Annotated in this window: 19 protein-coding genes and 1 riboswitch; of the genes, 7 read left to right on the plus strand and 12 right to left on the minus strand. The window is 69.5% G+C overall.

The features are described from left to right. Positions 1–4: 4 nt before the first annotated feature. Positions 5–1,690, minus strand: coding sequence for an AAA family ATPase (locus HGBR_RS19095; protein ID WP_147522531.1), 1,686 nt, complete (start codon positions 1,688–1,690; stop codon positions 5–7). Positions 1,691–1,777: 87 nt separating this feature from the next. Between HGBR_RS19095 and HGBR_RS14395 the strand changes: the two genes are divergently transcribed. Further along, entirely contained in the window at positions 1,778–3,472 is a 1,695-nt protein-coding gene (locus tag HGBR_RS14395) for a helicase HerA-like domain-containing protein (RefSeq protein WP_019160049.1), read from the plus strand. A gap of 141 nt (positions 3,473–3,613) precedes the next feature. Here the strand turns inward: HGBR_RS14395 and HGBR_RS14400 are convergent, their stop codons facing one another. From HGBR_RS14400 to HGBR_RS14425, 5 genes are all read right to left on the minus strand, one after another. Next, positions 3,614–4,696 (minus strand): diacylglycerol/lipid kinase family protein, encoded by a 1,083-nt coding sequence (locus HGBR_RS14400; protein ID WP_019160050.1) that lies wholly within the window; start codon positions 4,694–4,696, stop codon positions 3,614–3,616. A gap of 139 nt (positions 4,697–4,835) precedes the next feature. Continuing rightward, the gene (locus HGBR_RS14405) at positions 4,836–6,947 is read right to left on the minus strand and encodes a 5'-nucleotidase C-terminal domain-containing protein (RefSeq protein ID WP_019160051.1); all 2,112 of its coding nucleotides are present in this window, start codon (positions 6,945–6,947) and stop codon (positions 4,836–4,838) included. A gap of 192 nt (positions 6,948–7,139) precedes the next feature. Continuing rightward, on the minus strand, positions 7,140–8,546 hold the full coding sequence (locus tag HGBR_RS14415; protein ID WP_019160053.1) for a GntP family permease: 1,407 nt from the start codon (positions 8,544–8,546) through the stop codon (positions 7,140–7,142). Between the two features lie 180 nt (positions 8,547–8,726). Further along, positions 8,727–10,673, minus strand: a complete 1,947-nt coding sequence (locus HGBR_RS14420; protein WP_019160054.1) for an IlvD/Edd family dehydratase — start codon at positions 10,671–10,673, stop codon at positions 8,727–8,729. Positions 10,674–10,871: 198 nt separating this feature from the next. Beyond that, positions 10,872–11,582 carry a GntR family transcriptional regulator gene (locus HGBR_RS14425; RefSeq protein ID WP_019160055.1) on the minus strand — a complete coding sequence of 237 codons (711 nt, stop codon included), beginning with the start codon at positions 11,580–11,582 and terminating at the stop codon, positions 10,872–10,874. 246 nt (positions 11,583–11,828) lie between these two features. On the opposite strand from HGBR_RS14425, the gene HGBR_RS14430 reads away from it, so the two are divergent. Beyond that, positions 11,829–13,115 carry a TRAP transporter substrate-binding protein gene (locus tag HGBR_RS14430; protein ID WP_019160056.1) on the plus strand — a complete coding sequence of 429 codons (1,287 nt, stop codon included), beginning with the start codon at positions 11,829–11,831 and terminating at the stop codon, positions 13,113–13,115. 163 nt (positions 13,116–13,278) lie between these two features. Here HGBR_RS14430 and HGBR_RS14435 read toward each other — a convergent pair whose 3' ends face one another. The 3 genes from HGBR_RS14435 to HGBR_RS14445 form a co-directional block, all read right to left on the minus strand. After that, a complete protein-coding gene (locus HGBR_RS14435) occupies positions 13,279–14,205 on the minus strand; it encodes a DMT family transporter (protein ID WP_019160057.1) in 927 nt (308 codons plus the stop codon). A 46-nt stretch (positions 14,206–14,251) separates the two neighbouring features. After that, complete coding sequence (locus tag HGBR_RS14440; RefSeq protein ID WP_019160058.1) at positions 14,252–14,812, minus strand: TetR/AcrR family transcriptional regulator; 561 nt, start codon at positions 14,810–14,812, stop codon at positions 14,252–14,254. Positions 14,813–14,875: 63 nt separating this feature from the next. Further along, the gene (locus HGBR_RS14445) at positions 14,876–16,306 is read right to left on the minus strand and encodes an MFS transporter (RefSeq protein ID WP_147522533.1); all 1,431 of its coding nucleotides are present in this window, start codon (positions 16,304–16,306) and stop codon (positions 14,876–14,878) included. A gap of 116 nt (positions 16,307–16,422) precedes the next feature. Here HGBR_RS14445 and HGBR_RS14450 point away from each other — a divergent pair, with 116 nt between their 5' ends. Then, positions 16,423–17,472, plus strand: coding sequence for an LLM class flavin-dependent oxidoreductase (locus HGBR_RS14450; protein WP_019160060.1), 1,050 nt, complete (start codon positions 16,423–16,425; stop codon positions 17,470–17,472). A gap of 109 nt (positions 17,473–17,581) precedes the next feature. Here HGBR_RS14450 and HGBR_RS14455 read toward each other — a convergent pair whose 3' ends face one another. Then, positions 17,582–18,799: a hypothetical protein gene (locus HGBR_RS14455; protein WP_019160061.1), complete on the minus strand. Its 1,218-nt coding sequence runs from the start codon at positions 18,797–18,799 to the stop codon at positions 17,582–17,584. Between the two features lie 213 nt (positions 18,800–19,012). After that, the gene (locus HGBR_RS19660) at positions 19,013–19,261 is read right to left on the minus strand and encodes a hypothetical protein (RefSeq protein WP_218915981.1); all 249 of its coding nucleotides are present in this window, start codon (positions 19,259–19,261) and stop codon (positions 19,013–19,015) included. A gap of 107 nt (positions 19,262–19,368) precedes the next feature. Continuing rightward, a riboswitch (TPP riboswitch) is annotated at positions 19,369–19,479 on the plus strand. On the opposite strand from HGBR_RS19660, the gene HGBR_RS18270 reads away from it, so the two are divergent. The 4 genes from HGBR_RS18270 (at position 19,470) to HGBR_RS14480 (ending at position 24,502) form a co-directional block, all read left to right on the plus strand. Then, the gene (locus HGBR_RS18270; protein WP_019160063.1) at positions 19,470–20,948 is read left to right on the plus strand and encodes a sodium:solute symporter family transporter; all 1,479 of its coding nucleotides are present in this window, start codon (positions 19,470–19,472) and stop codon (positions 20,946–20,948) included. Its footprint overlaps the riboswitch before it by 10 nt. Positions 20,949–20,964: 16 nt before the next feature. After that, positions 20,965–22,236, plus strand: coding sequence for a LuxE/PaaK family acyltransferase (locus HGBR_RS18275; RefSeq protein ID WP_019160064.1), 1,272 nt, complete (start codon positions 20,965–20,967; stop codon positions 22,234–22,236). After that, the gene (locus HGBR_RS18280; RefSeq protein ID WP_019160065.1) at positions 22,233–23,702 is read left to right on the plus strand and encodes an acyl-CoA reductase; all 1,470 of its coding nucleotides are present in this window, start codon (positions 22,233–22,235) and stop codon (positions 23,700–23,702) included. The genes HGBR_RS18275 and HGBR_RS18280 overlap by 4 nt, the downstream gene beginning before the upstream one ends. A gap of 17 nt (positions 23,703–23,719) precedes the next feature. After that, positions 23,720–24,502, plus strand: coding sequence for an SDR family oxidoreductase (locus tag HGBR_RS14480; protein WP_019160066.1), 783 nt, complete (start codon positions 23,720–23,722; stop codon positions 24,500–24,502). Between the two features lie 7 nt (positions 24,503–24,509). Here the strand turns inward: HGBR_RS14480 and HGBR_RS14485 are convergent, their stop codons facing one another. After that, a complete protein-coding gene (locus HGBR_RS14485; protein WP_019160067.1) occupies positions 24,510–25,763 on the minus strand; it encodes an ATP-binding protein in 1,254 nt (417 codons plus the stop codon). Between the last annotated feature and the right edge of the window lies 1 nt (position 25,764).

A 25,764-nucleotide genomic window follows, 5' to 3' on the forward strand; every position in this document is an offset into this window, starting at 1 on the left:
CTCCTCAGTCATCCTCGAGGTCCAGATCCAGCAGATCCTCCCCCGACAACCCGTCCTCCAGCAGTTCGTCGTCCAGGACCCCGCCGCCGAGGTCGTCGTCACCCCGACCGGTCTCGTCACCCTGACCGGTCCCGTCACCCTGGCGGGATCCGTCGGTCGGAGCCGACCACACGTCCTGGGCGTCGTCGTCCACCTCACCGTCTTCCCACTCCGCGTCGTCCCACTCGTCCCCGTCGGCCTCCGCATCCTCTGTCATCGCGGCGCGCAGTTCCTCTCCCTCGGCGCGCAGGGCGGTCACGGCCGCCAGCAGACGCGCGTCGTCGACGTCCGCTCCGTCCGCCATCGAGTCGAGCACCGCCCTCCGGACCGCCTCCTTGGGGAACGAACCTGTGGTGCCGGCTGCGGCCTCGGCGGCGGCCTCGCACCCTGCGGCGGTGATGGGCAGTGCACGAGCCGACCGGGCGAACAGCCGCGCACGCAGTTCCGCGGTGGGCAGCGGAATCGGGACCGCCAGGTCGATGCGGCCCGGCCGCAGTGCCAGAGCCTCCTCCAGCACGTCGACCCGGTTGGTCGTGAGGACGAAGGCAACGTCCGCATCGTCGTCCAGGCCGTCCATGACGTCGAGGACCTCGAAGAGGACGGGTCGCTCGCCCTCGGAGAAGTCCCGGTCCGCGGCGACGAGGTCCGCGTCCTCCAGCACGATGATCGCCGGCTGCAGCTGCCGGGCCGTCTCCGCGGCTTCTCGGATGAGCCCCAGCGACGAGCCCTGCAGGATGAACGCGGTCGCCCGCGGCGCCTGGGACAGGAGGTAGCGGACCGTGTGCGTCTTGCCGGTCCCGGGCGGGCCGTACAGCAGCACCCCGCGCGACAGGTGCTGGCCGGCCGCCCGCAGCTCGTGTGCGCGTTCGGTCATCCCCAGGACGGTCGCCCGGATCCGCTCGAGGCGGCCGGCCGGGAGGATGACGTCCTCGTCCGTCAGTGCGGGCCGCTCGTGGAAGACGAGGGTGGTCTGCGGCTTGGGGCTGTGCATCGAGGGTGCTGCGAGGCTCACGATCTGCCCGCGCAGACCGGATCCGCGCACGATCGCCTCATCCAGCGCCGCCAGCACGGTCCGGGCGAAGGCGTGCTCCTGGGCCAACACCTCGACCTGGACGTGGTGCTCCTCGCCCATCGTCTCGCTCACGTGCGCGTACGCGATGACGGGCACTCCTTCATACGTCGCGAATCGCAGCGCGTTCATCGCGACGTAGCGGACGCTGTCATGGCCCGTGGGGAACGTGCTGCGCTCGACCGCACCCAGGCTGTAGTTGCCGAACTCGTCGCCGATGAGCTCGGCGAGGCCTTCGGAGTGCGATCCGCCGACTCCCGCCACATCCCCCGGCAGCAGCGTGTCGAGCGCCTGGTCGACGTCCGCCCAGCGCCAGCGCGGGTATGTCGAGCCGACCGGCTCCCGCTGCGCCGCCGGCCCGCCCAGATGGGCGTCGACGGCCGTCGCGATCTCACTGCCGCCGTGGCTGTCCGCGTGCGTCTGCATCGCGGACATGAACTCGGTGAAGAGGCTCGCGAACCGCGTCACGTCCTGCGGGGAGAAGACGGGGTCGCGGGGCTCGTCATGGTGCTCGTCACGGCACGCGCGGTGGTACGCGCCGGAGGTGTCGTCAGAGGGGCCGGAGGCCGGGGTCTCGCTCATGCCCACAGCGTACGATGCGGAACCGGGTGCAGAACCCAGCAGCAGATGCCGGTTCGGCACACCGGCTCACGTGCCAGAATGAGTTGCATGAGCGCAACCCCCGCGTACCCCGCAGACGCCCTCGATGCCATCCGCTCCGGTTACTCGTTCGAGGAGCCCGCCCTCGACGTGGGAGTCGCGCTGGCCCCCGCCGCTGACGCGTCCGACGCCGCGGCCGCCTCCCCCACGACCCCCGACCCCACCGCGCCCATCCGCCTCCCCCTGGGCATGATGAACCGCCACGGGCTCATCGCGGGAGCGACCGGCACGGGCAAGACGGTCACCCTGCAGGTGCTGGCGGAGCAGCTGTCCCGCGCCGGCGTCCCGGTGTTCGCCTCGGACATCAAGGGCGATCTGTCCGGCCTCAGCGCCGCGGGCCAGCACAACCCCAAGCTCGCGGAGCGCACGCAGGCGATCGGCCAGGACTGGTCCGGCCGCGGATGCCCGGTCGAGTTCGCGTCGCTGGGCGGGATCGGCACGGGCGTGCCGCTGCGGGCGACCGTGACGGACTTCGGCCCGCTGCTCCTGTCGAAGGTGCTGGAGCTCAACGACACGCAGGAATCCGTCCTCTCGCTCATCTTCCACTTCGCGGATCAGGCGGGTCTGGCGCTGCTGGACCTGTCCGATCTGCGCGCGGTCCTCAACCACCTCGACTCCCCGGAGGGCAAGGAGGACTTCCGCTCCCTGGGCGGTGCGTCCGCCGCGACGCTGGGCGTCATCCTCCGCCAGGTCGCGCAGCTGGAGGCCGCCGGCGGCGAGGACTTCTTCGGCGAGCCCGCCTTCGACACCGCGGACCTGCTGCGCACCACGGACGACGGGCAGGGGGTCATCACCCTGCTGGGCCTGTGCCAATTGCAGGACCGGCCGGCCCTGTTCTCCACGTTCCTCATGTGGCTGCTGGCGGACCTGTTCCAGGACCTGCCGGAGGTGGGCGATCCGGACAAGCCCTCGCTCGTGTTCTTCTTCGACGAGGCGCACCTGCTCTTCGCGGACGCGTCGAAGGCGTTCCTCGACTCCGTCACGCGCACGGTCCGCCTCATCCGCTCGAAGGGCGTGGGCGTCTTCTTCGTGACTCAGACCCCCAAGGATGTCCCCGAGGACGTCCTCGCCCAGCTGGGGTCCCGCGTCCAGCACCAGCTGCGCGCCCACACCCCCAACGACCAGAAGGCGCTGCGCGCGACCGTCCAGACGTTCCCCACCAGCGCCTACGACCTGGAGAAGGTACTCACCACCCTGCGCACCGGCGAGGCCGTCGTCACCGTCATGGACCCGGACGGCGCGCCCACCCCGGTCGCCGCCACCCGCATGCGCGCGCCGGAGTCGCAGATCGGCCCCGTCCCGGCCGCGGACCTGGAGGCCGCCGTCGCAGCGTCCCCGCTGACTCCGAAATACGGCGAGCGCATCGACCGCGAGTCCGCCCGCGAGATCCTCACCGCCCGCATGGAGGCCGGTTCCGAAGCCGCCGAGGCCGACGCCGGATCCCAGCAGGAGTCCGCCACCCAGCCGGCCGACGACACCGCCGCCGAGGCCCCGGGCCGGATCCCGGCCCCGTCGCCCCAGGGAGGTGGCCGGGGCTCGGGCGGTGGCGCGGGACGCGGATCGGGTTCGTCCCGTGGCTCCGCACGCCAGGAGAAGTCCGCGTTCGACAAGGTCGTGAGCTCACCGGCGTTCAAGCAGTTCACGCGGACGGCGGCACGCGAGATCGCGCGCGGCCTCTTCGGGACGGGCCGCCGCCGGCGCTGAGGCGGCCGCCGGGCCCGTCCGTGCACGCGTCCGCCGCACGGGGCTCGCACACCGTACGATCCAGTCCATGGAATCCCCATCCAGCAGTACCTCGATGAGCTGCTGACCGACGTCAGCCGGCTCACCGAGGGCACGCCCTTCTCACCACCCGACGGGCACGACGACCGGCAACGCACCGGCGGCCACCCGCAGCCGCGCGGAGTTCACGTACCCCACAGCCTCCCCGTCCAGATGGGCCACGACCGGCCGCGACGCCGTCACCCGGGCACTCTCCGCCGTCCACAGGCGCAGCGCGTCCACCTGCTGGTGCCCGCCGCGCAGCCCGGCGCGGAACACCCGCCCCCACGCACCGGACCGCCGCAGCAGTCGCACTGCACCCGCCGACGTCCGCTGAAGTTGCCGGTGAGGACCCAGCCGCGCGTCGCCGGGACGACCGGGCTGTGCACCCCCACCGCCGAGGCCGCACCCGCTCTCCCCGAACGTCACCGTCAGACCGGCCAGGGTCCCGGTGGTGATACCGCCGTGCGGGAAGACGGTGATGCCCCACGGGATCCGCTGGATGAGGCCGAACTCGACCGCCCACACGGAGTCGACCCGTGGCGCTGCCTCGTTCGCCCGCTCGGACCCCGACCCCTCACCACGGCACTCCAGAGTCAGCGGCACGTGCGACGCACCCAGCTGCCCCAGCGCACCGATCCCGTAGCCCGCCGCGCCCAATCGGTCCTTCGCCCACCCGGGCGTGGCCTGCACGGTCGCCCCGCTGCGGCCCATCCCGGCGGTCACGAGGAACGGCAGGTCACCGGACCGGGACCCGCCCGGGCGCTCGAGATCCGCCCACCCCACGTCGCAGTGCAGCACACTCGCCGCGTCCGCCGTCCCGTGCCTCGACTGCACCAGCAGATCATCCAGTACGCGCAGTCCCTGCTCCGTCGAGTCGATGCCCGCATTCAGCGCGAACAGGGTCGCCGTCCCGGTGGGCACGGGCAGGATCGCGCCTCTCCACGCGGGATCCGCGACGAGGCGGCCCGCGACCTCCCGCAGCGTGCCGTCCCCGCCCACGACGATCGTGAGATCCGCGTCCGGTGACGCATCCGCGTGGGGTCGCGCGATCGAGGTCCGACGCACACGAGGCTCCGCACCCGCTCGCACGATCAGCTCGCGCACGCGGGCCAGCACGGGCGCGACCTCTCGGTGCACAGGATTGACGAGCACGTCGACGTTCATGCGCGGGAGCCTAGCTCAGCCCACAGCGATCGCGGCCCAGGCCCGTGAACCGATCCCGGCCTCGGGAGATGACGCAGACGCTGCTCAACGGGTCAAACCGGCAGCACCCGCGCGCACCGGATCGGCCGCACCAGTCGACTCAGACCCGGCGGCGTCGGCTCGCAAGAACTGCCGCGGTGCCCAGACCGGCCAGCGCGACCGCTGCACCCAGTGCACCGGCGATCTCCGATCCGGTGCGCGGCAGGCGACCGTCGTCGTCCCCGTCCGCACGGTCATCATCGTCACGGCCCTCGTCGTCACGGCCCTGGTCGTCACGGCCCTGGTCGTCATCGCCGCCCTGGTCGTCATCGCGACCGTCATCCGGACCGTCCGACGGCTCCTCGCTGGGGTCCTCGGACGGTTCCCCGGTGGGATCCTGCGTCGGCTCCTCGGTCGGCTCCCCGGTGGGGTCCTCCGTGGGCTCCGGCTCCGACCGATCGATCGTCTCCGAGGTCAGGACCCAGTTCTCGCGGTGGAACTCGTCCTGGTCGATGACCTGGCGCTCGACGGCCCAGTCGATGAGCGCCTCGCGGATCGCGATCTGCTCGTTGTAGACCTCCTCGAGGTCCGCGACCGGGTACCCGCTGCCGCCGGACTGGCGGTAGTTGTTGATCGCCAGCACGAACTCGTCCGACTCGGACACCTCCGTGCCGTCCTCCAAGCGGATGTTCTCGATGCGCTCCCCCAGCGGCTTCGAGATGTTGATGTCGTAATCGACACCGGTGAGCGCGTCGTACGCGTAATCGGGGATGTCCCGGCCGCCGGCCTCGTCGTAGGCGTTGGAGACCTCCGCCCCGTCGAACTCGGCACCCTCCTCGACCTGGTCGTAGAAGCGCGCGGCGTACTCGAGGTAGTCCTTGAGCTGGGCGCCGTTCATCGTGACGCCGGAAAGCGTGTTGTCGTACACGTAGAGCGCGGCCACGTCGCGCACCGTCACGTCGCCCTCGCTGAACACGGCGTCGCGGCTGAACGGCGAGGTCTGCGCCAGGACCGGCAGATCCTCGTACTCGGTGCCCGCCAGACCCTCTGCCGTCCGCTCCTCCATGACGTTGCCGATGAAATCGAGGATCGCGGTGTCCTCGTAGCGGGAGGTCTCCGTGCTCATCGTCTGCGCGGCCTGCGCGATCGTCTGGTTCACGTAGTCGACCGTGTCGTCGTGGTAGGACGACAGCGCGTCGACCATCTCCTGCGACTCCGCGACATCGCCCTGCAGGTAGTGCGGGGTGACCGCGGGCGGAGCATCCGTCCAGTCGACGGCGTATCCGTCGCCGTCGGCCACGAGGCTCAGCTCGACCTCGCTGACGGAGCGGGCCCAGTAGTTGGGCTGGGTGATGAGCGCCTGCGTGCCGTCCGTCTGCGTGACGACCTCCTCCGGCTGGTCCACGTGCGAGTGCCCAGCGACCACGACGTCGATCTCCGGGACCTGGGTCGCCACACTCGTCGCCACGTTCTCCTGCAGCTGCGCAGGGTCCCACTCCTGGCCCTCCGGGTCCTTGCCCGTGTGCGCCAGGGCGATGACGACATCCGCGCCCTGCTCCTTGAGGGCCGGCGCCTGCTCCTGTGCGGAGGTCACGATGTCCTCGAACTCGATCGTCCCGTCCAGGTGCTTCTTGTCCCACACCCGCGAGCCGGGATTCGTGAGGCCGATGACGCCCACCGTGACGGCCTCCCCGTCGATGGTCCGCTCGATGAGAGCGGTGGGCTCGTTGTGCGGTTCACCGCTGGAGACGTCCAGCGCGTTCGCCGCCAGCACCGGGAAATCCACCTGGTCCTCGTAGTAGTCGAGCATCTCGAGGCCGTAGTTGTACTCGTGGTTGCCGGTCACCTGGGCGTCGTAGCCCATGAGGTTGTTCGCGGCCGCCATCGGGTGCTGCCGGCCGGAATCCGTCACCGGCTCCGTCGTGGAGAAGTACGACGTGAGCGGGTTGCCCTGGATCGAGTCGCCGTTGTCGAAGAGGAGGACCGATTCCTCGCCCTTCTCCGCACGGATCCCGTCGACGACGGTCTTCGCGCGGCTGAGGCCCAGTTCCTCACCCGCCGGGTAGGGCGCGTCGGTGAAGTAGTCCCAGTTGAGGGCGTGGCCGTGGACATCCGTCGTGGCCAGGACGGACATCGACAGCGCCTGGGGCGCGGGCATCGCCGTCGCCGAGGCCGCAGGGCCTGCCACCAGAGCGGCCGCTGCCAGCGCGGCGGGGATGGTCGGACGGAACATGCGGGACTCCTGAGCGTAGGGGCGCAGGCACAGGCGGCCTGCCGGGCGACGCGGACATCAGCACGAATCGTTCGCGCAGACGTCACCCAGGCTAGTCTCAGGAAGCCGGATGCGGAACGTCATCCACATGACGAATCAGGGGCGTGCAGGTGAAGTCACCCGCACGCCCCCGATCGAGGAGATCCGTTCCGGTCAGCCCATCGACGCCAGCGCGTAGAGGACCACCGCGATGAGGAAGCCCAGGACGCCCACGACGGTCGTCATGACGGTCCACGACTTGAGCGTCTGCGCGGTGGACAGGCCGAAGAAGCGGCTCACCAGCCAGAACCCGGAGTCGTTCACGTGGCTCACGACGGACGAGCCGGCCGCGGTCGCGGCGACGAGGGCGACCAGCTGCACTGCGTTGTAGTCACCTGCCATGATCACCGGCTGCATGAGCGCGGCGGCGGTCGTGAGCGACACCGTGGCGGATCCCTGCGCCACACGGACGACGGAGGCGACCAGGAAGCTCGCGACGATGAGCGGCAGGTGCATCGAGTCCATCGCCTGCGCGATCGCGTCGCCGATCCCGGAGGACCGCAGGACGCCGCCGAACATGCCGCCGGCACCGGTGATGAGGATCACGGAGCAGACCGGACCCAGTGCGGAGTCCGTCACGAGCTCCGTGAGCGTGCCGCCCTTGCCGCGGCTCAGTCCCAGCACGATGATCGCGATGATCGTGGTGATGAGCAGGGCGACGGGCGTTTCGCCGATCATACGCAGGACCTGCACCCACAGGGCGTCGCCGTCGACGGCTCCGGCTGTCGCCAGCGAGTTGAGCACGGTGTTCATCGCGATGAGCGCAAGCGGGAACAGCAGGAGGAAGACGATCAGCCACGGGCTGGGGTTCGACGCGAAGCTCTTGTTCGTCTCCTTCTCTGATTCTGTTCCCAGGATGTCCGGGACCGGCACGCTGATCGACCTGGTCAGCGGCTTCGTGAGGAGGTAGCCGCCCAGGTACCAGGTGGGGATGACGAAGACGAGACCCAGCAGCACCATGAGCCCCTGGTCCGCGCCGTAGAGGTCGACGGCCGTGACCGGTCCGGGGTGGGGCGGCACGAAGATGTGCATCGACAGGAAGGCGATCGCGGACGGGAACGCGATGGAGAGGAACGGCATGCTGAGGCGCCGTGCGACCGCGTAGATGATCGGCAGCATGAGCACCAGACCCGCGTCGAAGAAGATGGGGAAGCCCATGAGGAGGCTGGCGATCGCGACGGCCAGGGGGGCGCGCTTCTCACCGAACACCTCGATGAGCTTGTCCGTCAGCCGCTGCGCCCCGCCGCTGGCCTCCAGCAGACGGCCCAGCATCGCGCCCAGGCCCACCAGCAACGCGACGCTCGCCAGTGTGCCGCCGAATCCGGACAGCATGACGGACACGACGCTGGACGGGGTGATCCCGGTGGCCAGCGCGGTCAGGAGACTGACAAGCACCAGTGCGATGAACGCGTGGAAGCGGAACGCGATGATGAGGACGAGGAGCAGGGCGATCGCCGCTGCGGCGATGCCCAGGAGCCCTCCGGTGGAGAGTTCCCAGAGGAACGGGATGTCTTCGGTCATGAGTGGTCCTTCGAGGGGTGACGGATGTCGTCCGGGCATCCCGATCGACGGCAGGGCGGCATCGCCCTGCCGTCGACCGGAGGACGCGGAAGGTGTGGATGGGGACCGCGGCACGGCCCCGCGATGAGTAGCGCTGGTTCAGCAGTGCCGGTTCAGCAGTGCTGCATCAGCGGCGCTGACTCAGTGGTTGAGCCGCGGGATGGGACGGGTCTGCGCGATCCGCTGGAAGGCGATCGCGGGTTCCAGCACCATGCCGTCGCCCAGCTGGCTGGTCATCTGCCGGCTGATCTCCTGCCACGGGGTCTGGCTGGCCGGGTACGCGTAGCCGCCAGCGGCCTCGAGCTCGACCCGGCGCTCCTCCAGCTCGCTCACCTCGACCAGCAGGTCGACGCGACCGGTGTTGAGGTCGATCCGCAGACGGTCCCCCGTGCGGAGGAGGGCCAGCACGGCCCCCGGGGCCGCGGCCTCGGGCGAGCAGTTGAGGATCGACGGTGAGGCGGACGTGCCGGACTGCCGGCCGTCGCCGATGCAGGGCAGGCTGGTGACCCCCGCGTTGATGAGGCGGGCCGGCGGGTGCATGTTGACGACCTCCGCCGCACCCGGGTAGCCGATCGCACCGGTGCCGCGCATGACGAGGATCGAATGCTCGTCGATGCCCAGGTCCTGGTCGTCGATGCGGGCGTGGTAGTCCTCGGGCCCGTCGAAGACGACCGCGGTCCCCTCGAAGGCATTCGGGTCGTCCGGGTTCGTGAGGTAGCGGCTGCGGAACTCCTCGCCGATGACGGAGGTCTTCATGACCCCGTTGTCGAACAGGTTTCCGGTCATGACCTGGAAGCCGGCGGCCTCGACGAGGGGCTCACCGATGTCGCGGATGACCTCGCGGTCCGTCACGGTCGTGTCCCGGCAGTTGTCGCCGATCGTGCGACCGTTGACGGTGAGCGCGTCCTCATGGATGAGACCCTGCTTCATGAGCTCGTTGACGACCGCGGGGACGCCGCCGGCGCGGAAGAACTCCTCGCCCAGGAAGCGGCCGGCCGGCTGCATGTCGACCAGCAGCGGCACCTCGTGCCCGTGCTCCTGCCAGTCGTCCAGGTCCAGCTCGATGCCCAGGTGACGGGCGATCGCGATGAGGTGCCACGGCGCGTTCGACGAGCCGCCGATCGCCGAGCACACACGGATCGCGTTGAGGAAGGACTCGCGCGTCATGACGTCCGACGGCTTGCGGTCCGCGTACGCCATCTCCACGATCTGGCGGCCGGTCTGGTACGCGATCGTGGGGCGCTCCTGGTAGGGCGCGGGGATCGCGGAGCAGCCGGGCAGGCTCATGCCCAGAGCCTCCGCGACCGCGTTCATGGTCGAGGCGGTGCCCATCGTGTTGCAGTGGCCGATCGACGGCGAGGACTGCTTGACCATCTGCCAGTACTCGTTCTTGTCGATCTTCCCGGCGGCGAACAGATCGCGCGCCTCCCAGTCGATCGTGCCGGTGCCCACGCGGCGGCCCTTGTACCAGCCGTTGAGCATGGGTCCGCCGGACAGGACGATCGCAGGGATGTCGACGGTGGCGGCGGCCATGAGCAGCGCCGGCGTCGTCTTGTCGCAGCCCGTCGTGAGGACGACCCCGTCCAGCGGGTAGCCGTGGAGGGTCTCGACGAGGCCCAGGTACTGGAGATTGCGGTCCAGCGCGGCGGTGGGGCGCTTGCCCGTCTCCTGGATGGGGTGGACGGGGAACTCGAAGCAGATGCCGCCGGCCTCGCGGATGCCCTCGCGCACGCGCTTCGCCAGCTCGATGTGGTGGCGGTTGCACGGCACCAGGTCGCTGCCGGTCTGGGCGATGCCGATGACCGGCTTGCCCGACTGCAACTCCTCCTGGCTGAGCCCGTAGTTGAGGTAGCGCTCCAGGATGAGGATCGTGGAGTCCGGCTCATTGGGGTTGTCGAACCACTCCTGCGACCGCCACCGCAGCGGGACGAACCCCTCGTCCGTGCGGGCGATGCCGTCCGCGTCATCGCCGGCGACCGCACTGCCGGGGAAGCCGTCCGGGTTGTAGCCGCGGGTGTGGGTGCCCGGGTAGGCGTGCACGCCGGCGACGGGCGACTCGTCGGGATCTGACAATGTCTCCGATGACATCGCTACCACCTTCGGTGAGGGGCGGACGGGGCCGCGCCCGCCGCATCGTATACAGAACACAGTGATCCTATACGACGTGGGAGTCGAATGGGACCCCCCTCACACAGGTGTGTCTGCGGGCACTGCGGACGCGCCCGAGGCCGCCGCGCGTGACCGGCCCGCCCACCTCCCGGCGGGGTCGGGTGCAGTCCGGTTCCGTCAGAGGAGACGGCCGCGGATCCGCCCAGAGGGCACGCCGGCCACCGTCGTGCCGGGTGCGGCTCCGCCGGACATCTGGGGCGCGAAGCGCTGCAGGGAGTTCTCCAGGTGGAGGCGCATCGCGGCCTCTGCGTCGTCCGGACGACACTCTGCGACAGCACGGGCGATATCCCGGTGCTCGTCGAGCGTCACGTCGAAGTGCTCCCCCAGCGTCCGGGAGCCCTCGATGTCATCGCCGTAGAGGCGGAAGAGATGCAGCTGCGCGTGGAGGCTCTCGAACGCGGCGAAGAGGAACGAGTTCCCAGTGGCCTGCTGGATCGTCTTGTGGAACAGCTCATCGTGCATCGCCAGGTGGGTGCGGGAGACCTGCCCGCTGGCACGGAAGTCGTCCACCTGGCGCACCAGGTCGTCACCGGGGTTCGTCATGCGGTCGGAGGACAGGACGCGCGCGGACCACGGCTCCAGGAGCATCCGCACCTCGAACATGTGCCGGAACTCGATGGCGTCCAGCAGTGCGGTGGTGGAGTACCCGCGACCCTTGACGCGCTCGACCAGCCCATCGCCCTCGAGGTGGTGGAGCGCCTCGCGCACCGGGGTCTGGGACACGCCCAGTTCGCGCACCAGCGCGTCGATGTTGATCTTGGTCCCGGGGCGCAGGTCGTTGCGCACGATCTTCTCCCTGATCCGGTCGTAGACCGATCCCGTCTCCATGCGCTCCCCTCCAGTGGTCGCCCGTCGCACCCTGTTCGTCTGTCGCACCACAGTAGTCGCACGGAGGCCGGAGCCCTGCCACGGTCCGGATCTCAGTCCGGTCACGGAGTTGAAATTGATCTCGATTTTCGCTCGATCCGTTGCTACTGTCTCCCCAGGCGGGGACAGGGTGACTGTCGAGCGTGCACAGTGGCGCGGCCCGCCGGCCCGATGAAGGTGCGGACGACTCAACGGAGAGTGACGAGCATGGCAGCAGTGAACACAGTGAGGACCGCGGGGATCGCCGCGATCGCAGCGATCGGCCTGGTCGCCAGCGGATGCGCCGGCAGCGCCGGGTCCTCCGGCGGCGGAGGTGCAGGCGGAGGCGACGGGTTCGAATTCGGCGCATCGCAGGAGGAGGTCGACGCAGTCCTGGAGGATCTGGAGCCCGTCGAGATCACGTATCAGGCCGGCGCGCAGTCCCCGCAGTCGGTCTCCGCGCGCAACGGCCACGGCTTCAAGGAGTACGTGGAGGAGCGCTCCGGCGGGAAGATCACCGTCGACGTCGTCTGGGGCCAGGCGATCGCCGGGTACGCGGAGATCGACGATGCGCTGCAGGACGGCCGCGTCGACGTCTCCTACGCCCTGCCCATCTACAACCCCACGGAGCATCCGCAGTTCAACGCGCTCGCCACCGCGACGGCCGGCATGCCCAACTCCCCCGTCGTGGGCGAGATGGTGGGCAACGCCGCACTGGTGGACCTCGCGTGGAACTCGCAGGAGCTGCTGGACAACTACGAGGAGCAGGGACTCGTTCCGCTCACCCCCATGATCAGCACCGGCTCGTACGTGTCCGTCTGCGCGGACGAGGGCACGTCGCTGGACGACATGAAGGGTCGTCAGATCCGTGTGGCGAGCGTGGCGCACGAGAACCAGGTGACGGCCATGGGCGCCTCCCCCGTCTCGATGGAGTACGTCGAGGTGTTCGAGGCGCTGCAGCGCGGGACGGTCGACTGCACGTTCGCCCAGACCCTCCCCTCGGAGGAGAGCGGGCTGTTCGAGGTCGCCAAGCACGTCGCGTACACGACGGAGCAGAACAGTCTGTCCGGGCGCTCCGCCGGCGCGAACCTGGCGGGCTCCGGATTCCAGGCCCTGCCCCTGGCGTACCAGCAGATCATCTTCGATTCGCAGATGAGCGGCTTCGCGAAGAGCAACCAGGTGATCTCCGAGGGCCACGCGAAGTCGATGACCCAGCTGGAGGAGGCCGGGGGCGAGATCGGCCCGATGGCGGACGACACAGACCAGCAGATCGGCGAGACCAACGACGCCCTCTTCGAGGAGATCGAGGAGTCCGGGCTCATCGGCACGGACGTGCAGGCGCGCACGCAGGAGGCGGTCGAGAAGTGGCAGCAGATCGTCGCCGATGCGGGCATCGAGGACGGCGGTGGCTACGAGGACATGAACGACTGGTACGTGGAGGAGGACATCGACTTCGACGCGATCGCGGAGCAGCTCTTCCAGGAGGCGGCGCTCCCCCATCGTCCGGGAGCCTGACGGCCTGACCTCTGCGGCTCCTGAGCCCGCAGCGTTCTGCGGCCCGGGCGAGGAGCGCACTTCCCCAGGACATGACGAAGGGACCCGATCGAACGATCGGGTCCCTTCGTCATGCTCACCGGCGGAGCCGGGCGCAGGCTGCTGCGCGCGTTCGTCGTCGCGTTCAGAGCCGCGTTCGGACAGACGCCGAGGTCGCTGTACCGCGCGTAGCCGGCGCCACTGCCAGCACGAGGAGGGAGACGCCGATGCCGGCGAGGCCGGCCCAGCCGATGAGCGGCAGCCGCTCGCCCACGATGACGACGGCGAGGACGGCGGCGACGGCGGGCTCGGCAAGGGTCAGGGTCGTCGCCGTGCTGGGAGCGACGCGGGAGAGGCCGAAGCCGAAGAACAGGTAGCCCACGAACATGGGGATGAGTGCCATGTAGGCGCCCACCGTCAGCGCCTGGGTCGTCGCCAGCAGTGGCGCGCCGGTGAGCGCCAGGACCGGCATGAGCGCCAGGCCGCCCAGCCCGAAGATCGCGCCCATCGCCGCGGCACGCCCCACCCCGGCGCCCATGAGGCGGTGGGCCGCCCACGAGTACACGGCATAGGCGGCTCCGGCGACGAGTCCCAGACCCACTCCCGTGACCGTGTGAAGGAGGGCCGCGGGCGCCTCGTGCAGCTTCGCGACGCAGAGCACGGCGCTTCCCGCGATGCCCAGGACAGCGGCGAGGACCCACCACGCGCTGGGTCGGCGGTGCTCCAGGAGCATCTCGAGGAGGCCCGACACGATCGGGGCGGAGCCCAGCGAGACGACCGTGCCGATCGCAACGCCGGCCAGGTGCATCGAGCTGTAGAAGGCCAGCGGGTAGATGACAACGCCCACGGCTCCCGCACACACCACCGTTCGCCAGGACGCGAGGGCAGCTCGCTGACGCAGCAGGGACGGGGCGGCGACGAGGGCCTGGAGGATCCCACCGATCCCCAGGGCAGCCGCACCCATGGCCAGGGGCCCCACGTCGGGCGCGAAGGTCGCCGCTGTGCCCGTGGTCCCCCACAGGACGGCTGCGACGAGGACGGCAAGGACCCCGGGCAGGGACGACCGGCTCACGGTGCGCCCCGCATCGCGGATGCTCGCCGCGCAGCGACAGTCCCCGTCACAGCGCGGCGATCATGCGCGCAGCGATCCCACGGGCCTGCTCGAGGCGCGCGGGCGTGCCCTCGAGGCCGGCGCGGGCGACAGCCCCTTCGAGGAGGAAGCTCAGATGTTCGGCCATCTCACCCGCCCGCCCCGCGTCTGCCAGTTCCTCGAGATGACGGGTGAGGATCTGCTCCACCTCTTCCTTGTGCGCGCGCACGGACGCGCGAGCCGGAGCGCCGGCGGGGAACTCGGCGGCCGCATTGAGGAGGCCGCAACCGCGGAACCCGAACTCATAGGCACCGTGCGTGTGGTCGATGTAGGCATCGAACACGGCCAGGACCCGGTCTGAGGCCGTCGTCGCCTCTGCGGACCGGGAGGCATGAAGGTCCAGCCACTCCTGGTGCCGGGCGTCGATGTACGCGCCCACCAGGTCGGCCTTGTTCGCGAAGTTGTTGTAGAGGCTCTTCTTCGCTACCCCGGCCTCCGCCGTGATCGTGTCGATACCCGTCGCCTGCACGCCGTGGTCGTAGAACCGCCTCGCCGCGGCCTCGAGCAGCCGTTCGCGCACCGCACCCATGCCATCCCCACTCGTTGATCAGCCAGTAGGTAGACCAGTCTACCTACTGCGGGGCGTTTGTCATCAGACGGCGGCGGGCATTCCACGACCCGACCCCCGAGCCAGCCAGACCAGCACGACGCAGGCGAGCGCTGCGACGGCTCCGGCGGTGAAGGTGGTGAGGAACGCGGACAGGACCGGGACCTCGGCGCCGTCGGCAATGACGACGCGGGAGGCGAGCACCATGCCGGTGACCGTCGCACCGGAACTGGTGCCTACGCTGCGCATGAGCGCGTTGACGCCCACTGCGGACCCGGTGGCCTCCCGCGGGACCTCCGCCATGATGAGCGTGGGGATCGCCGCGTACGCGACCGTCACGCCCACGCAGGACACGGTGCCGGCGAGGATGAAGTGCCACACCTCGTCATGCCAGAGCAGGACGAGGCCGTAGCCCGCGGCCCCCACGAGGGCGCCGGCGCAGGTGGAGACTCGGGCTCCGTAGCGGTTCGTGATCCGTGCACCCACGGGAGCGGCCGCCATCATGGCGAGCGAGGGCGGCACCAGGGCCATGCTGGCTTCGAACATGGTCAGGCCCAGGCCGGCCTCAGTGTGCGCGGGCAGCTCCAGGATCTGGAGGTAGGCGACCTCCATGACGAAGAAGGAGAATCCCAGCGCGACGGCGCCCAGGTTGGTGAACAGGACCGGCCTGCGGGAGAACTGGCGCAGGTCGACGATCGGCTCGTCCAGCCTCAGCTCGAAGAGGACCCACCCGGCCAGCACGAGGACTCCTCCCCCGACGACGCCCAGGGTCAACGGCGAGGTCCAGCCCCAGAGCGGTCCCTGCGAGACCGCGATGAGAATGCCGGACAGGCCGACACCGAGGCCGGCCGCACCCAGGAGGTCCACCCTGCGGCCCGTGCCCGGCGAGCGGGGAACGGTGAACCAGACGACGAGCAGATTGGCGACGCCCAGTCCGACCGTCGACCAGAAGAGGGCCTTCCAGTCGCCCACCTGGACGATCCAGGCGGCCAGCGGCAGTCCCAGTGCGCCGCCGAAGCCCAGGCTGGCACTCACGAATGCGATGCCGGTGACGCTGAGGCGACGATCCGGCAGGTCGCCCAGGATGGAGATGCCCACGGCGATGACGCCCATGCTCACGCCCTGGAGGGCGCGGCCCAGCAGCAGCCACCAGAGTCCCGACGCGAGCGCGGCGATGAGGGAGCCCAGGATGAGGAGGACAACGAGGGCGAGGAGGACGCGGCGCTTGCCCCAGAGGTCCGCGAGACGTCCGGAGATGGGCGTCGTCACGGCGGCAGCGACGAGGGAGACCGTGAGGACCCATGCAGTGGCGCTGCGTGTGGAGTCCAGGAGCTGCGGCAGATGATTCTGGATGGGGACGACGAGCGTCTGCATGAAGGACACGCTGGTCGCGGCGAGCGAGAGGGCGAGGACGATCACCCAGGGCGTGGCTGGCAGCGGAGTGTCAGGCGTCGAGGGGATTCGGGGGTCACGCACGCGGCATCGTCACCAGCATGTGTGTCAGTCCCATATGCGGAGCTTATCGTCCGTTCGGTGGGGCTGGGTCGCACACTCGCGGGGAATCAGTGTGCGACAGACGGCGTTCACCGGGCATGAAGGCCTTCGGATTCCTCAGCTTCGGTCACTACGGAGCCCCCGCCAGCGGATACACCGCACGCGACATGCTCACCCAGGCGATCGACCTCTCGGTCGCAGCGGACGAGATCGGAGTGAACGGCGCGTACTTCCGCGTCCACCACTTCGCGCGGCAGGCGGCCTCACCGTTCCCGCTGCTGTCCGCGATCGCGGCGCGCACCCAGCGCATCGAGGTGGGCACCGGGGTCATCGATCTGCGCTACGAGAATCCCCTCTATTTCGCGGAGGAGGCCGCCGCCCTCGATCTCATCGCGGACAACCGCATCGCGCTGGGCATCTCGCGCGGCTCACCCGAACCCGCGCTGCGCGGGTGGGAGTCCTTCGGCTACACCGGCTCCGAGGATCCCCGTGGCGCGGACATCGCCCGCTTGACCTTCGACCGGATCCTCGAGGCGATCTCCGGCCGCCCGATCGCGCCGGCGGACCCCGCCCAGTACGGCCCCGGTCAGAAGCTTCCGCTCGAACCGCACTCCCCCGGCCTGCAGGAGCGCCTGTGGTGGGGTGCCGGTTCCCGCGACACCGCGGTCTGGGCGGCGCAGAAGGGTGTCAATCTCATGAGCTCGACCCTGCTGACGGAGGCGACCGGCCAGGCGTTCGGAGACCTCCAGGCGGAGCAGATCGATCTCTACCGCCGGGAGTGGGCGAGCGCGGGACACGCACACACGCCGCGCGTGTCCGTGAGCCGCAGCGTTTTCCCGGTCGTGAGCGCCGAAGATCAGCAGTTCTATCAGCTGCGCCAGGGCCAGGGCTCGGATCAGGTGGGCACAATCGACGGGTTCCGCTCCACCTTCGGCCGCACATACGTGGGCGAGCCGGACGAACTCATCGACGAGCTGAAGAATGACGCGGCCGTCATGAGCGCGGACACCCTCATGCTCACGATCCCCTCGCAGCTGGGCGTCGACTTCAACGCACGCCTGCTCCACTCCTTCGCGCAGCACGTCGCCCCGGCACTGGGCTGGGCGTCGAACCGCGAAGGCCCGGTCCAGGGAGACACGATCGACTGACTCGCCTGAGCCGATTGACCCCCATCGAATACGAGACCATCATGAACCCCACCGCGGCCCTCGCAGCCTGACACCCCGACTGTCACCTATCCGTGCGGCAGTCCCCTCCTCAGTGGTCCGGGCCTGCATCGGAGTCCTCTGCACGAGATGTGTCGTCGTTCTGCGCCGCGTCGTGGACCGTGCTGTCATCGTTCTCTGCGCTGCGTGAGCGGCGCCGCGCCTCGCGCCGTGCGCGCTCCCGGTAGCTATAGGCGGCCTCGTGCACCGACTCTTCACTTTCGAAGCCAGACCCAATCGCACCCGCGATCGTCGCAGCGGCGGTCGCGAACAGGGTCACCAGGAGATACTCGCCCAGTCCGTATTCGTCTCCGGCGTACTGGCTGAACACCTCCGGAGTGAAAACGATCAGCGCGGCAGTCAGGTTCAGGACGAACAGCCCCGCATAGCCGCACGTCAGCCCAATAGCGAGGGTCAAGACAGTCGACGCGTTGAACAGCACCGTTCGCTCACGTTCCTGCGGCGGCAGATCTTTGGCTCGTTCCCAGAGGCGGTGATAGACGATGAGCCACGTGATCATCGCCGTCATTGAGGCAACGACGACGGCGACCAGCTGCCACGCTGCCATGGTGAGTGCGAGTTCCCACAGCGTGGCGTTCAACAGATAGAACGCGCTGAACGCGAACGCTCCCACCAACGCCCCTCGGAGACCGGAGACCAGCCGCCACGGACGGTTATCCCGGACCATTCCCACGAGCAGCCGCAGACGTCCGCGGTTCGCGAAGATACGGACGTCGACCCCGTCTTGGTCTGGGGTCGTCCGCTCGAAGGCGCCGCCCAGAGCCGGGACCCGTGACCGCCGATGCGCCTGGGACTCGTCCTTCGGAATGGTCCCGCTGCGCATGTCCCCAATGAGCTGTGTCACCACCTCTGAAACTCGCCTTCGTAGTCTCATGGCCCCGAAGGCCGGCAGTGAAACCACCGCCACGTTCCGACTGCGGTTGGCGTCAGCGACGACGGGGCGCCGGTCGATCATCAGTGGGAGGTCGGTCACGCATACCGCGAGGTCCCAGCCATGTTCCCGCTTACGCTGGGCTGCCAGGTCCATCATCTCAAACCGCTTCTCGTCACTGGGAGGCAGCCTCTCTCGGTGCACCTCCACTCTCCAGTGACCCTCAGAGAGCTGCTCGGCGAGCAGGCCAGGCAGTTCCTGTTCGAGATGCTTCGCGACTGTCAGGGCGGTGGTGACCGGATCGGCCACCACCCCGACCACGACCTCCCCCGTCGGGCTCTGCGTCGTCCCGATGGGTTCACACTTGTGAGTCGTCAAAAGTCGACTCCTTCCGCGTTGTCAGTTCGCGTGCTCCTACCGGCTTCTCAGAGTCTCGATTCCTCATCCCAGAGTGCTTCAGCTGATTTCAGGCACCAGGGAAGCAACCCCGGTTCATGCCAGGCGAGAGCACAAGCAGACCGGCGGCCTTGAAGTTCTCATGCTGCCCCACTCCTCGGGTGGACACTCGAGCCTCCACGTCCCGCGTCAGTCTTAGGAGGAGGTGGGGTTGAGCACCACTTTAGTCCACCCGTCATCGCGGGCGTCGAAGTGTGCGTAGGCGTCCGGGGCGTCGTCGAGCGGGAGATTGTGGGACACGATCCACGAGGGCGTGACCTTATCGGCGAGCTGGATCGCCGTGGGACTGACGCTGGGCGCGTATCTCAACTGGCTCATCGTCGCGCCGCGGCTGCGCGCGTACACAGAGGTGTCGCGCAGCGCATGGTGCTCGCCATCGGTCACCGTCGCGAGGTCTACCGCTGACAGCAGCCAGCCGCGCCCGTGCACGATCGACGCCCGATCGTGCCTGATAAACCACGTCCCCACCCCATGGGCTAGAGTCGACGGCGAACAACAGACGCGGGAGCTCGGTGAACCGGGCTGAGAGGACGGCTGACTGGCCGTCGACCGCACGAACCTGTCCGGGTAATGCCGGCGAAGGGACACGTCGATGCTCAGCACCACTGTCACAGCACTCATCCTCGCCCTCACCCTGGCGAGCTTCTTCGTGGTGGGCCTGCGCACGGGCGCGGACCGATCCGTCGAGGAGTTCGCCGTTGCCCGCGGCACCCAGTCCGGCGCGGCCCTGGGCCTGTCGTTCTTCGCCTCGGGCGTGGGCTCCTGGATGCTCTTCTCCGCCCCCGAGGTCGGCGCCACCGGCGGGATCGCCGCCGCCGTGGGCTACGGGGTGGGCGTCGTCCTGCCGCTCGTGGGCCTCCTGCTGGTGGGTGGCCGCCTGCGCCGTCTGCTGCCGGAGGGCTACGACCTCGCCCAGTTCGTCCGCCTCCGTTTCGGTCCCGGCATGCAGGGCTACGTCCTGCTCATCTCGATGCTCTACATGTTCACGGCGCTGGCGGCCGAGCTGACCGCCGTCAGCAGCGTGCTGGGCCGCATCTCCGACCTGGATCCCCGGATCGGCATCATCGCGGTCGCGGCCGTCACCGCCGCCTACACCGCGGTGGGCGGGCTGCGCGCCTCGATCGGCACGGACCGCTGGCAGTCGTGGCTGCTCTTCGCTCTCGTCATCGTCATCGGGGGGTGGCTAGCCCTGCGCGGCCTGGGCCTGCTGGAGACCGCACCCCTGACCACCGCCGAGGCCGGGGCCAGCACCCCTGCCCTGCCCGCCTCCGCATTCCTCACCGTCGACTGGACAGGCATCGAGGCCGGTGTCACCGTCGCCATCGCGGTCACCGCGACGACGCTGTTCCACAACGGCTACTGGCAGCGCGTGTGGGCCGCCCGCGACCTCACCGCACTGCGCCGCGGCGCCGTCCTGGGATCGCTCACCCGCTTCCCCATCGTGGTCGCGGCCGGGTGCGTGGGCATCGTCGCGGCAGTCCTGGGTCTGGATCCCGGGTCTCCCCCGGCACCGTTCTTCGCGCTCGTGGCGGGCGGGCCCACGTGGCTGCTCCTGGCGATCCTCGTGCTCACGCTCACCCTCATCGCCTCAACCGCGGACACGCTGCAGAATGGCATCGCTGCCGCGATCGCCGTGCGCGCGCCACGACTGGGAGTCACGGGGGCACGCGTCCTCACAGTCATCGCGACGCTCATCCCCGCAGCGATCGCCTTCCAGGGGTTCTCCGTCCTGCGGCTCTTCCTCATCGCGGACCTCTTCTGCGCCGCGACCCTGGTGCCAGTCCTCCTGGGGCTGTGGAGCCGCACGACGCGGACGGGTGCGCTGACCGGCGCGGTCGCGGGTCTCGTGTCCGCTGCCGGGTACGGGCTGGTCGTCACCGGATTCGACCCCGCGAGCGCGCTGGCCGTCACGACGTTCGCGGACGGGCTGACGCTGGGGCCATTCGCCGCAGCACTCCTGGGCTCGGGGCTCGTCACGCTGGTGCTGAGCCTCCTCACCCGACCCGCCTCACCGGCACAAGGCGACACGCGCGCGACCGCGCCCGCCGCAGCCGGCCTGCTCGATCGCTGAATGAGAGGACTCCACGATGACGACCGCATCGCACCCCACGAGCCACGACTCCGCCGCACTGTCCGCGCTGGATGCGGACATCCTCGCGTTCATCCAGTCCGAGGACCCCGATCCCGCCACGTTCGACGCGCTGGCACTGCGGCTCTTCGCCCATCAGTTCGAGGCCAACCCCGCGTATCAGCGGTATTGCCGCAGCCGGAAGGCCACACCCGACCGCCTGCGGCACTGGAGTGAGATCCCCGCTGTGCCACTGACCGCGTTCAAGCGCCTCACTCTCACGACCGTCCCAGAGAAGGATGCCGCCGCCGTCTTCATGACCTCCGGCAGCACCGACCCCGCCAGCCGAGGCCGCAATCACCACCGGCACCTGGCGCTCTACGACGCCTCTCTCCTGCGCTCCTTCCGCGACCGGTTCCTGCCAGAGCAGTCCAGCCCCTTGGGCGACGACTCCACGAGTGGCGCGCCCACGGGCTATGTCGCGCCAGATGGCGCACTCCCACAGTGCGACCGAATGCGCATCCTCGTCCTCAACGCACCGCGGGAGCAGGCACCGCACTCGTCGATCGCGCACTTCTTCTCCACGCTCGTCGAGCACCGGGGCACTCCCGACAGCCTCCACCTCGTGAGCGACGACGGGCTCGACGTCGACACGGCTCTGAACGCTTTCGCGCAGGCGGAGCATTCCGGCAAGCCGCTGGCCGTCCTGGGCACGTCGTTCTCCTTCGTCCACCTCCTCGACGCGATGGCCGACGTCGACCGGACGTTCCGTCTGCCCGCCGGCTCCCGAGTCCTCGACACCGGCGGGTTCAAGGGGAAGTCCCGCGAGGTGACGGCCGAAGACCTGCGCCAGGCGTTCCGTGTGCGGCTAGGTGTGCCGGAGGATCACTGCGCGAACTACTACGGCATGACGGAGATCAGCACCCAGTACTACGACCGCACTCCCCTGGGCGCTGTCCCGGACGAGCGCGCGAAGGTCGTCCCCCACTGGGCGCGCCTGGTCGTCGTCGATCCGCTCACCCGCACCCCAGTCCCCCATGGTGAGCCGGGCCTTCTGCTCCACCTGGACCTGGCAAACGCGAGCTCCTGCCTGGCCGTCCTGTCCGACGACATCGGCTGGGCGGCCGGCTCCGATCCGACAGCCCGCGCCCACACCTCACCAGGACTGGGAACTGCGGACGTGGTCCTGCGCGGCCGAGCCGCAGGGGCAGAGGCCCGCGGGTGTTCGCTGGCACTGGACGAGGTCCTCAGCGCCAATCGCACCCCGGCCGTTCCGCCCTCCCGCCCATGACCCTCGACGTCTCCTTCCTCCCGCAGCTCACAGACGCGGAGCACAGTGCCCTCACGTGGACGACATCCACGCGCGGAGGCGTCGCGCTGCAGGCGCCGGAACCCACCCCGGCGCTCGTCACCACTCTCACCGAGCGACTGCGAGATGCCCAGCAAACTCACCTGGCTGACCGTTCTGTGCTCGACATCGTCGACGCGCTGGGGCGCGTCCAGGCACTGTGGGCGAACCCGGACTTCTCCCTGCGGCGCACGGCGGAGGACGCGCTCCCCCGCCTCACCGGGTACGCGCCCCTGCATGTGCGCCGCACCCTGCGCGACTACCTCACGACGTTCCGCCGCGATCGGCTGCTGCGGTTCCTGGCGCAGGACTTCCCGGACCCGGGCGTCCTCGACGGGTTCCGCCCCTCCCCTGCCGGTGGCCGCCGCCGGGCCCGGGGCCCCGCCGTCCTCACTCAGGTGTTTGCCGGCAATGTTCCCGGGCTGCCCGCCTGGGATCTGATCTGCGGGCTGCTCGTGAAGTCCGCATCATTGGGCAAGCCCGCCTCCGGCGAGCCGCTGTTCGCCTCGCTCTTCACCCGGTCCCTCGCCGAGATCGATGCCGACCTCGCCTCCTGCCTCGCCATCCTGCCCTGGCCCGGTGGGGACGACGCGATCGAGACCGCCGCGTTCGCGGGATCGGATGCCGTCGTCGCCACGGGTTCGCGGGCTGCACTCGCGGACCTGCGCACTCGCGTGCCCGCACGCGTGCGGCTCATCGAGCACGGCGCGACCGTGAGCGTCGCGGTCCTCGCCGCCGAGGCCCTGCGCACCGACCGCTACACGGAGACCGCCCGCAGGCTGGCCCGGGACATCGCCCACTACGACCAGCAGGCCTGCCTCTCCCCACACGTCGCGTACATCGAGACGACTGCATCGGACACGGGCGTCCCCGTCGACGTGTTCGCCGCGGCTGTCGCGACGGAGCTCGCTGCGATCGAACGCCGGAATCCGCGCGCACCGCTCACGCTCGAGGAGGCCGCTGCGTGGACGAGTGCGCGCGAGGACGCGGAGTTCTCCACATGGGACGACGAAGCACAGTCGCTGTTCACTGCCGGCGACGACTCTCCCTGGGCTGTCTCGGTCGAGACTGTCAACTCACCGTTCCAGGCGTCCCCGCTGGGACGTTTCGTGCGCCTGATCCCTGTGACCGAACCGTCAGCGATCGGTCGCAGCCTGGCTGGGGTGACACGCATCGTGCAGTCGGCAGGCCTGGCCTGCGCACCCGCCAGGGCGGAGGAGTTCGCAGAGGTGCTCTCGGCGGCGGGCGTGGACCGGGTGGCCGCGCTGGGACGGATGGGAGCACCGGCGGCCGGCTGGCACCACGACGGGCGGCCGGGCCTGGGCGACCTCGTGACGTGGACGGACCTCGAGCCGTCTGTCGATGCGGAGCTCGACCTCTACGACCCGGACGACCGGTCCGGCGCATGAGACAGACAGGAGACAGAATGCTGGGGACCAGTCGGATGCTGGAGGGGCGGACGGCGCTCGTGACCGGCTCGGGCCGCGGGATCGGGGCGGCGATCGCGCGCGGGCTGGCGCAGCACGGAGCGGATGTCGCGATCAACTGCCTGCGCGACACGGAGTCCGCCCAGCAGGTCGTCGCGGATGTCGAGGCGGCAAGCGGTCGCGGGATCGTGATCGCTGCGGACGTGACGGATCCGGCCGCGGCGAGGCGACTGGTCGAAGAGACCCGAGAGCAGCTGGGGCCCATCGACATCGTGGTCCACAATGCGCTGGCCGGATTCCAGTTCGATCCCCGGGGACGGCGTGCCGCGTGGAATCTGAGTGTCGAGGACTACACCGCGCAGGTGAACGCGGCGGTGGGTGCCGCGCACGCGGTCACGCAGGCCGCGCTGCCTGACCTCACGGGGCACGGGCGCGGGCGCATCGTGTCCGTGCTTTCCGACCTCATCGAGCGACCGGGCGTTCCGTACCCGGACTACGTGACGGCGAAATCTGCACTGTTGGGCTGGTCGCGGGCGATGAGCGCGGAACTGGGGCCACTGGGCGTGACGGTCAACTGCGTGGCACCCGGCCTGGTGCCGTCGACCGGCGCAGCGAGTGGGACGGATGACCACCTGCGGGACTCGCTCGAGGCGGCCACCCCGCTGCGCAGGCTGGCGGAGCCCGAGGACGTCGCCGGTGCCGTGCTCGCGTTCGCCTCCGACTGGCTGGGCTTCGTGACCGGCGCGTGCCTGTTCGTCGACGGCGGCCTCGTCATGCGGTGACGCAGCTTCATACCCACAGCCGCTCGACCGGGAGACTGTGGATCCGGTCCTCCACCGGATACCCTCTGCTGCCGAGGTGAAAGGCGATGCCTCCGACAAACGCGGCGCCCAGACGGTCCCGAAGCTTGCGCAAGCCGGACAGTTGTTTCGAATCGATATGGTCGCCCGCTTTGACCTCAATTCCCAGCACCGCGCCATCCTGGCGCTCGAGCACGAGATCGACCTCGTCATCGTCCCGGGTGCGCCAGTGTCCCGCAGTGATGACGTCATCCATCCAGGTTGTCTGGCGGATGATCTCCTGCACGACGAAGGACTCTGCGAGGTGGCCGAACTCAGTCAGCGCTGAGGGGTCGCCTCGTTCGAGCTTGGGCCTGCTCAGCCGCAACAGGTGTGCACCGATTCCCGAGTCCACGACGTGTATCTTCGGTGCCGCAACACTTCGTGATGAGACGGTCGTCCCCCACGCAGGGAGAGAGCTGATGAGGAACAGCGCTTCCAGCAGCTCCAGGTAGGACGACACGGTGCTTCGAGAGATCTCCAACGTCGCGCTCACCTTCGAGATGTTCAGAACCCCAGCCGTCTGCCCGGCCATAGCGGTCAGCAGCTTCGGCAGCGCTGCAGAACGCTCGAGCCTTCGTAACTGACCCGCATCGCGCCGCAGAGATTGACTCACGTGCCCAGCGAACCAGCGGCCGCGCGCAGCATCTCCGGACTGGGCGAGCGCCAGTGGCATGCCCCCGCGAGAGATGCGGTCGATGTACTCCAATCGGTTCGCTGCAGCCGCATCGGCCGTATGGGCGATGTCGCCGTCGAATGCCCGCTCGATGAACCTGTTCCCAGTGCCGTCGATCTCGGTCTGGCTCAATGGCAGCACGGGCAGTCTTTGGATCCGTCCGGTCAGCGCTTGCGTACCGGAGGGCAACGAGTCATAACTCGCAGATCCAGCGAGTACGAACATTCCTGCCCGCGCCTCCGAGTTCAACCGAGTCTTGATCGACTGCAGGATGGAGGGCATCCGCTGATACTCGTCGAGGAAGACGGGCAATTGCTCATCGGTGATGAGCGAGGGACTGTGCCGCGACAGCTCGAGGACTGCGTCATCGTCGAAGTCGAACACGCGCGCGTGCGGGGTGGCTGCCGCGACCTCGGTCAGCAAGGTCGACTTCCCCACGCTCCGGGGCCCCTCCAGAAGCAGTACCGAAGTTTCAGTGATGCGCTGCCGAATAGCGGGCAGGAGCCTGCGATCAATCTGATCGATCATG

This window comes from Brevibacterium senegalense (assembly GCF_000285835.1).
Classification (GTDB): Bacteria; Actinomycetota; Actinomycetes; order Actinomycetales; family Brevibacteriaceae; genus Brevibacterium; species Brevibacterium senegalense.

Coding starts and splice junctions, on each gene's coding strand:
- HGBR_RS19095 (WP_147522531.1), bottom strand. CDS start 1,690: ATGAGCGAGACCCCGGCCTCCGGCCCCTCTGACGACACCTCCGGCGCG.
- HGBR_RS14395 (WP_019160049.1), top strand. CDS start 1,778: ATGAGCGCAACCCCCGCGTACCCCGCAGACGCCCTCGATGCCATCCGC.
- HGBR_RS14400 (WP_019160050.1), bottom strand. CDS start 4,696: ATGAACGTCGACGTGCTCGTCAATCCTGTGCACCGAGAGGTCGCGCCC.
- HGBR_RS14405 (WP_019160051.1), bottom strand. CDS start 6,947: ATGTTCCGTCCGACCATCCCCGCCGCGCTGGCAGCGGCCGCTCTGGTG.
- HGBR_RS14415 (WP_019160053.1), bottom strand. CDS start 8,546: ATGACCGAAGACATCCCGTTCCTCTGGGAACTCTCCACCGGAGGGCTC.
- HGBR_RS14420 (WP_019160054.1), bottom strand. CDS start 10,673: ATGTCATCGGAGACATTGTCAGATCCCGACGAGTCGCCCGTCGCCGGC.
- HGBR_RS14425 (WP_019160055.1), bottom strand. CDS start 11,582: ATGGAGACGGGATCGGTCTACGACCGGATCAGGGAGAAGATCGTGCGC.
- HGBR_RS14430 (WP_019160056.1), top strand. CDS start 11,829: ATGGCAGCAGTGAACACAGTGAGGACCGCGGGGATCGCCGCGATCGCA.
- HGBR_RS14440 (WP_019160058.1), bottom strand. CDS start 14,812: ATGGGTGCGGTGCGCGAACGGCTGCTCGAGGCCGCGGCGAGGCGGTTC.
- HGBR_RS14450 (WP_019160060.1), top strand. CDS start 16,423: ATGAAGGCCTTCGGATTCCTCAGCTTCGGTCACTACGGAGCCCCCGCC.
- HGBR_RS18270 (WP_019160063.1), top strand. CDS start 19,470: ATGCTCAGCACCACTGTCACAGCACTCATCCTCGCCCTCACCCTGGCG.
- HGBR_RS18275 (WP_019160064.1), top strand. CDS start 20,965: ATGACGACCGCATCGCACCCCACGAGCCACGACTCCGCCGCACTGTCC.
- HGBR_RS18280 (WP_019160065.1), top strand. CDS start 22,233: ATGACCCTCGACGTCTCCTTCCTCCCGCAGCTCACAGACGCGGAGCAC.
- HGBR_RS14480 (WP_019160066.1), top strand. CDS start 23,720: ATGCTGGGGACCAGTCGGATGCTGGAGGGGCGGACGGCGCTCGTGACC.
- HGBR_RS14485 (WP_019160067.1), bottom strand. CDS start 25,763: ATGATCGATCAGATTGATCGCAGGCTCCTGCCCGCTATTCGGCAGCGC.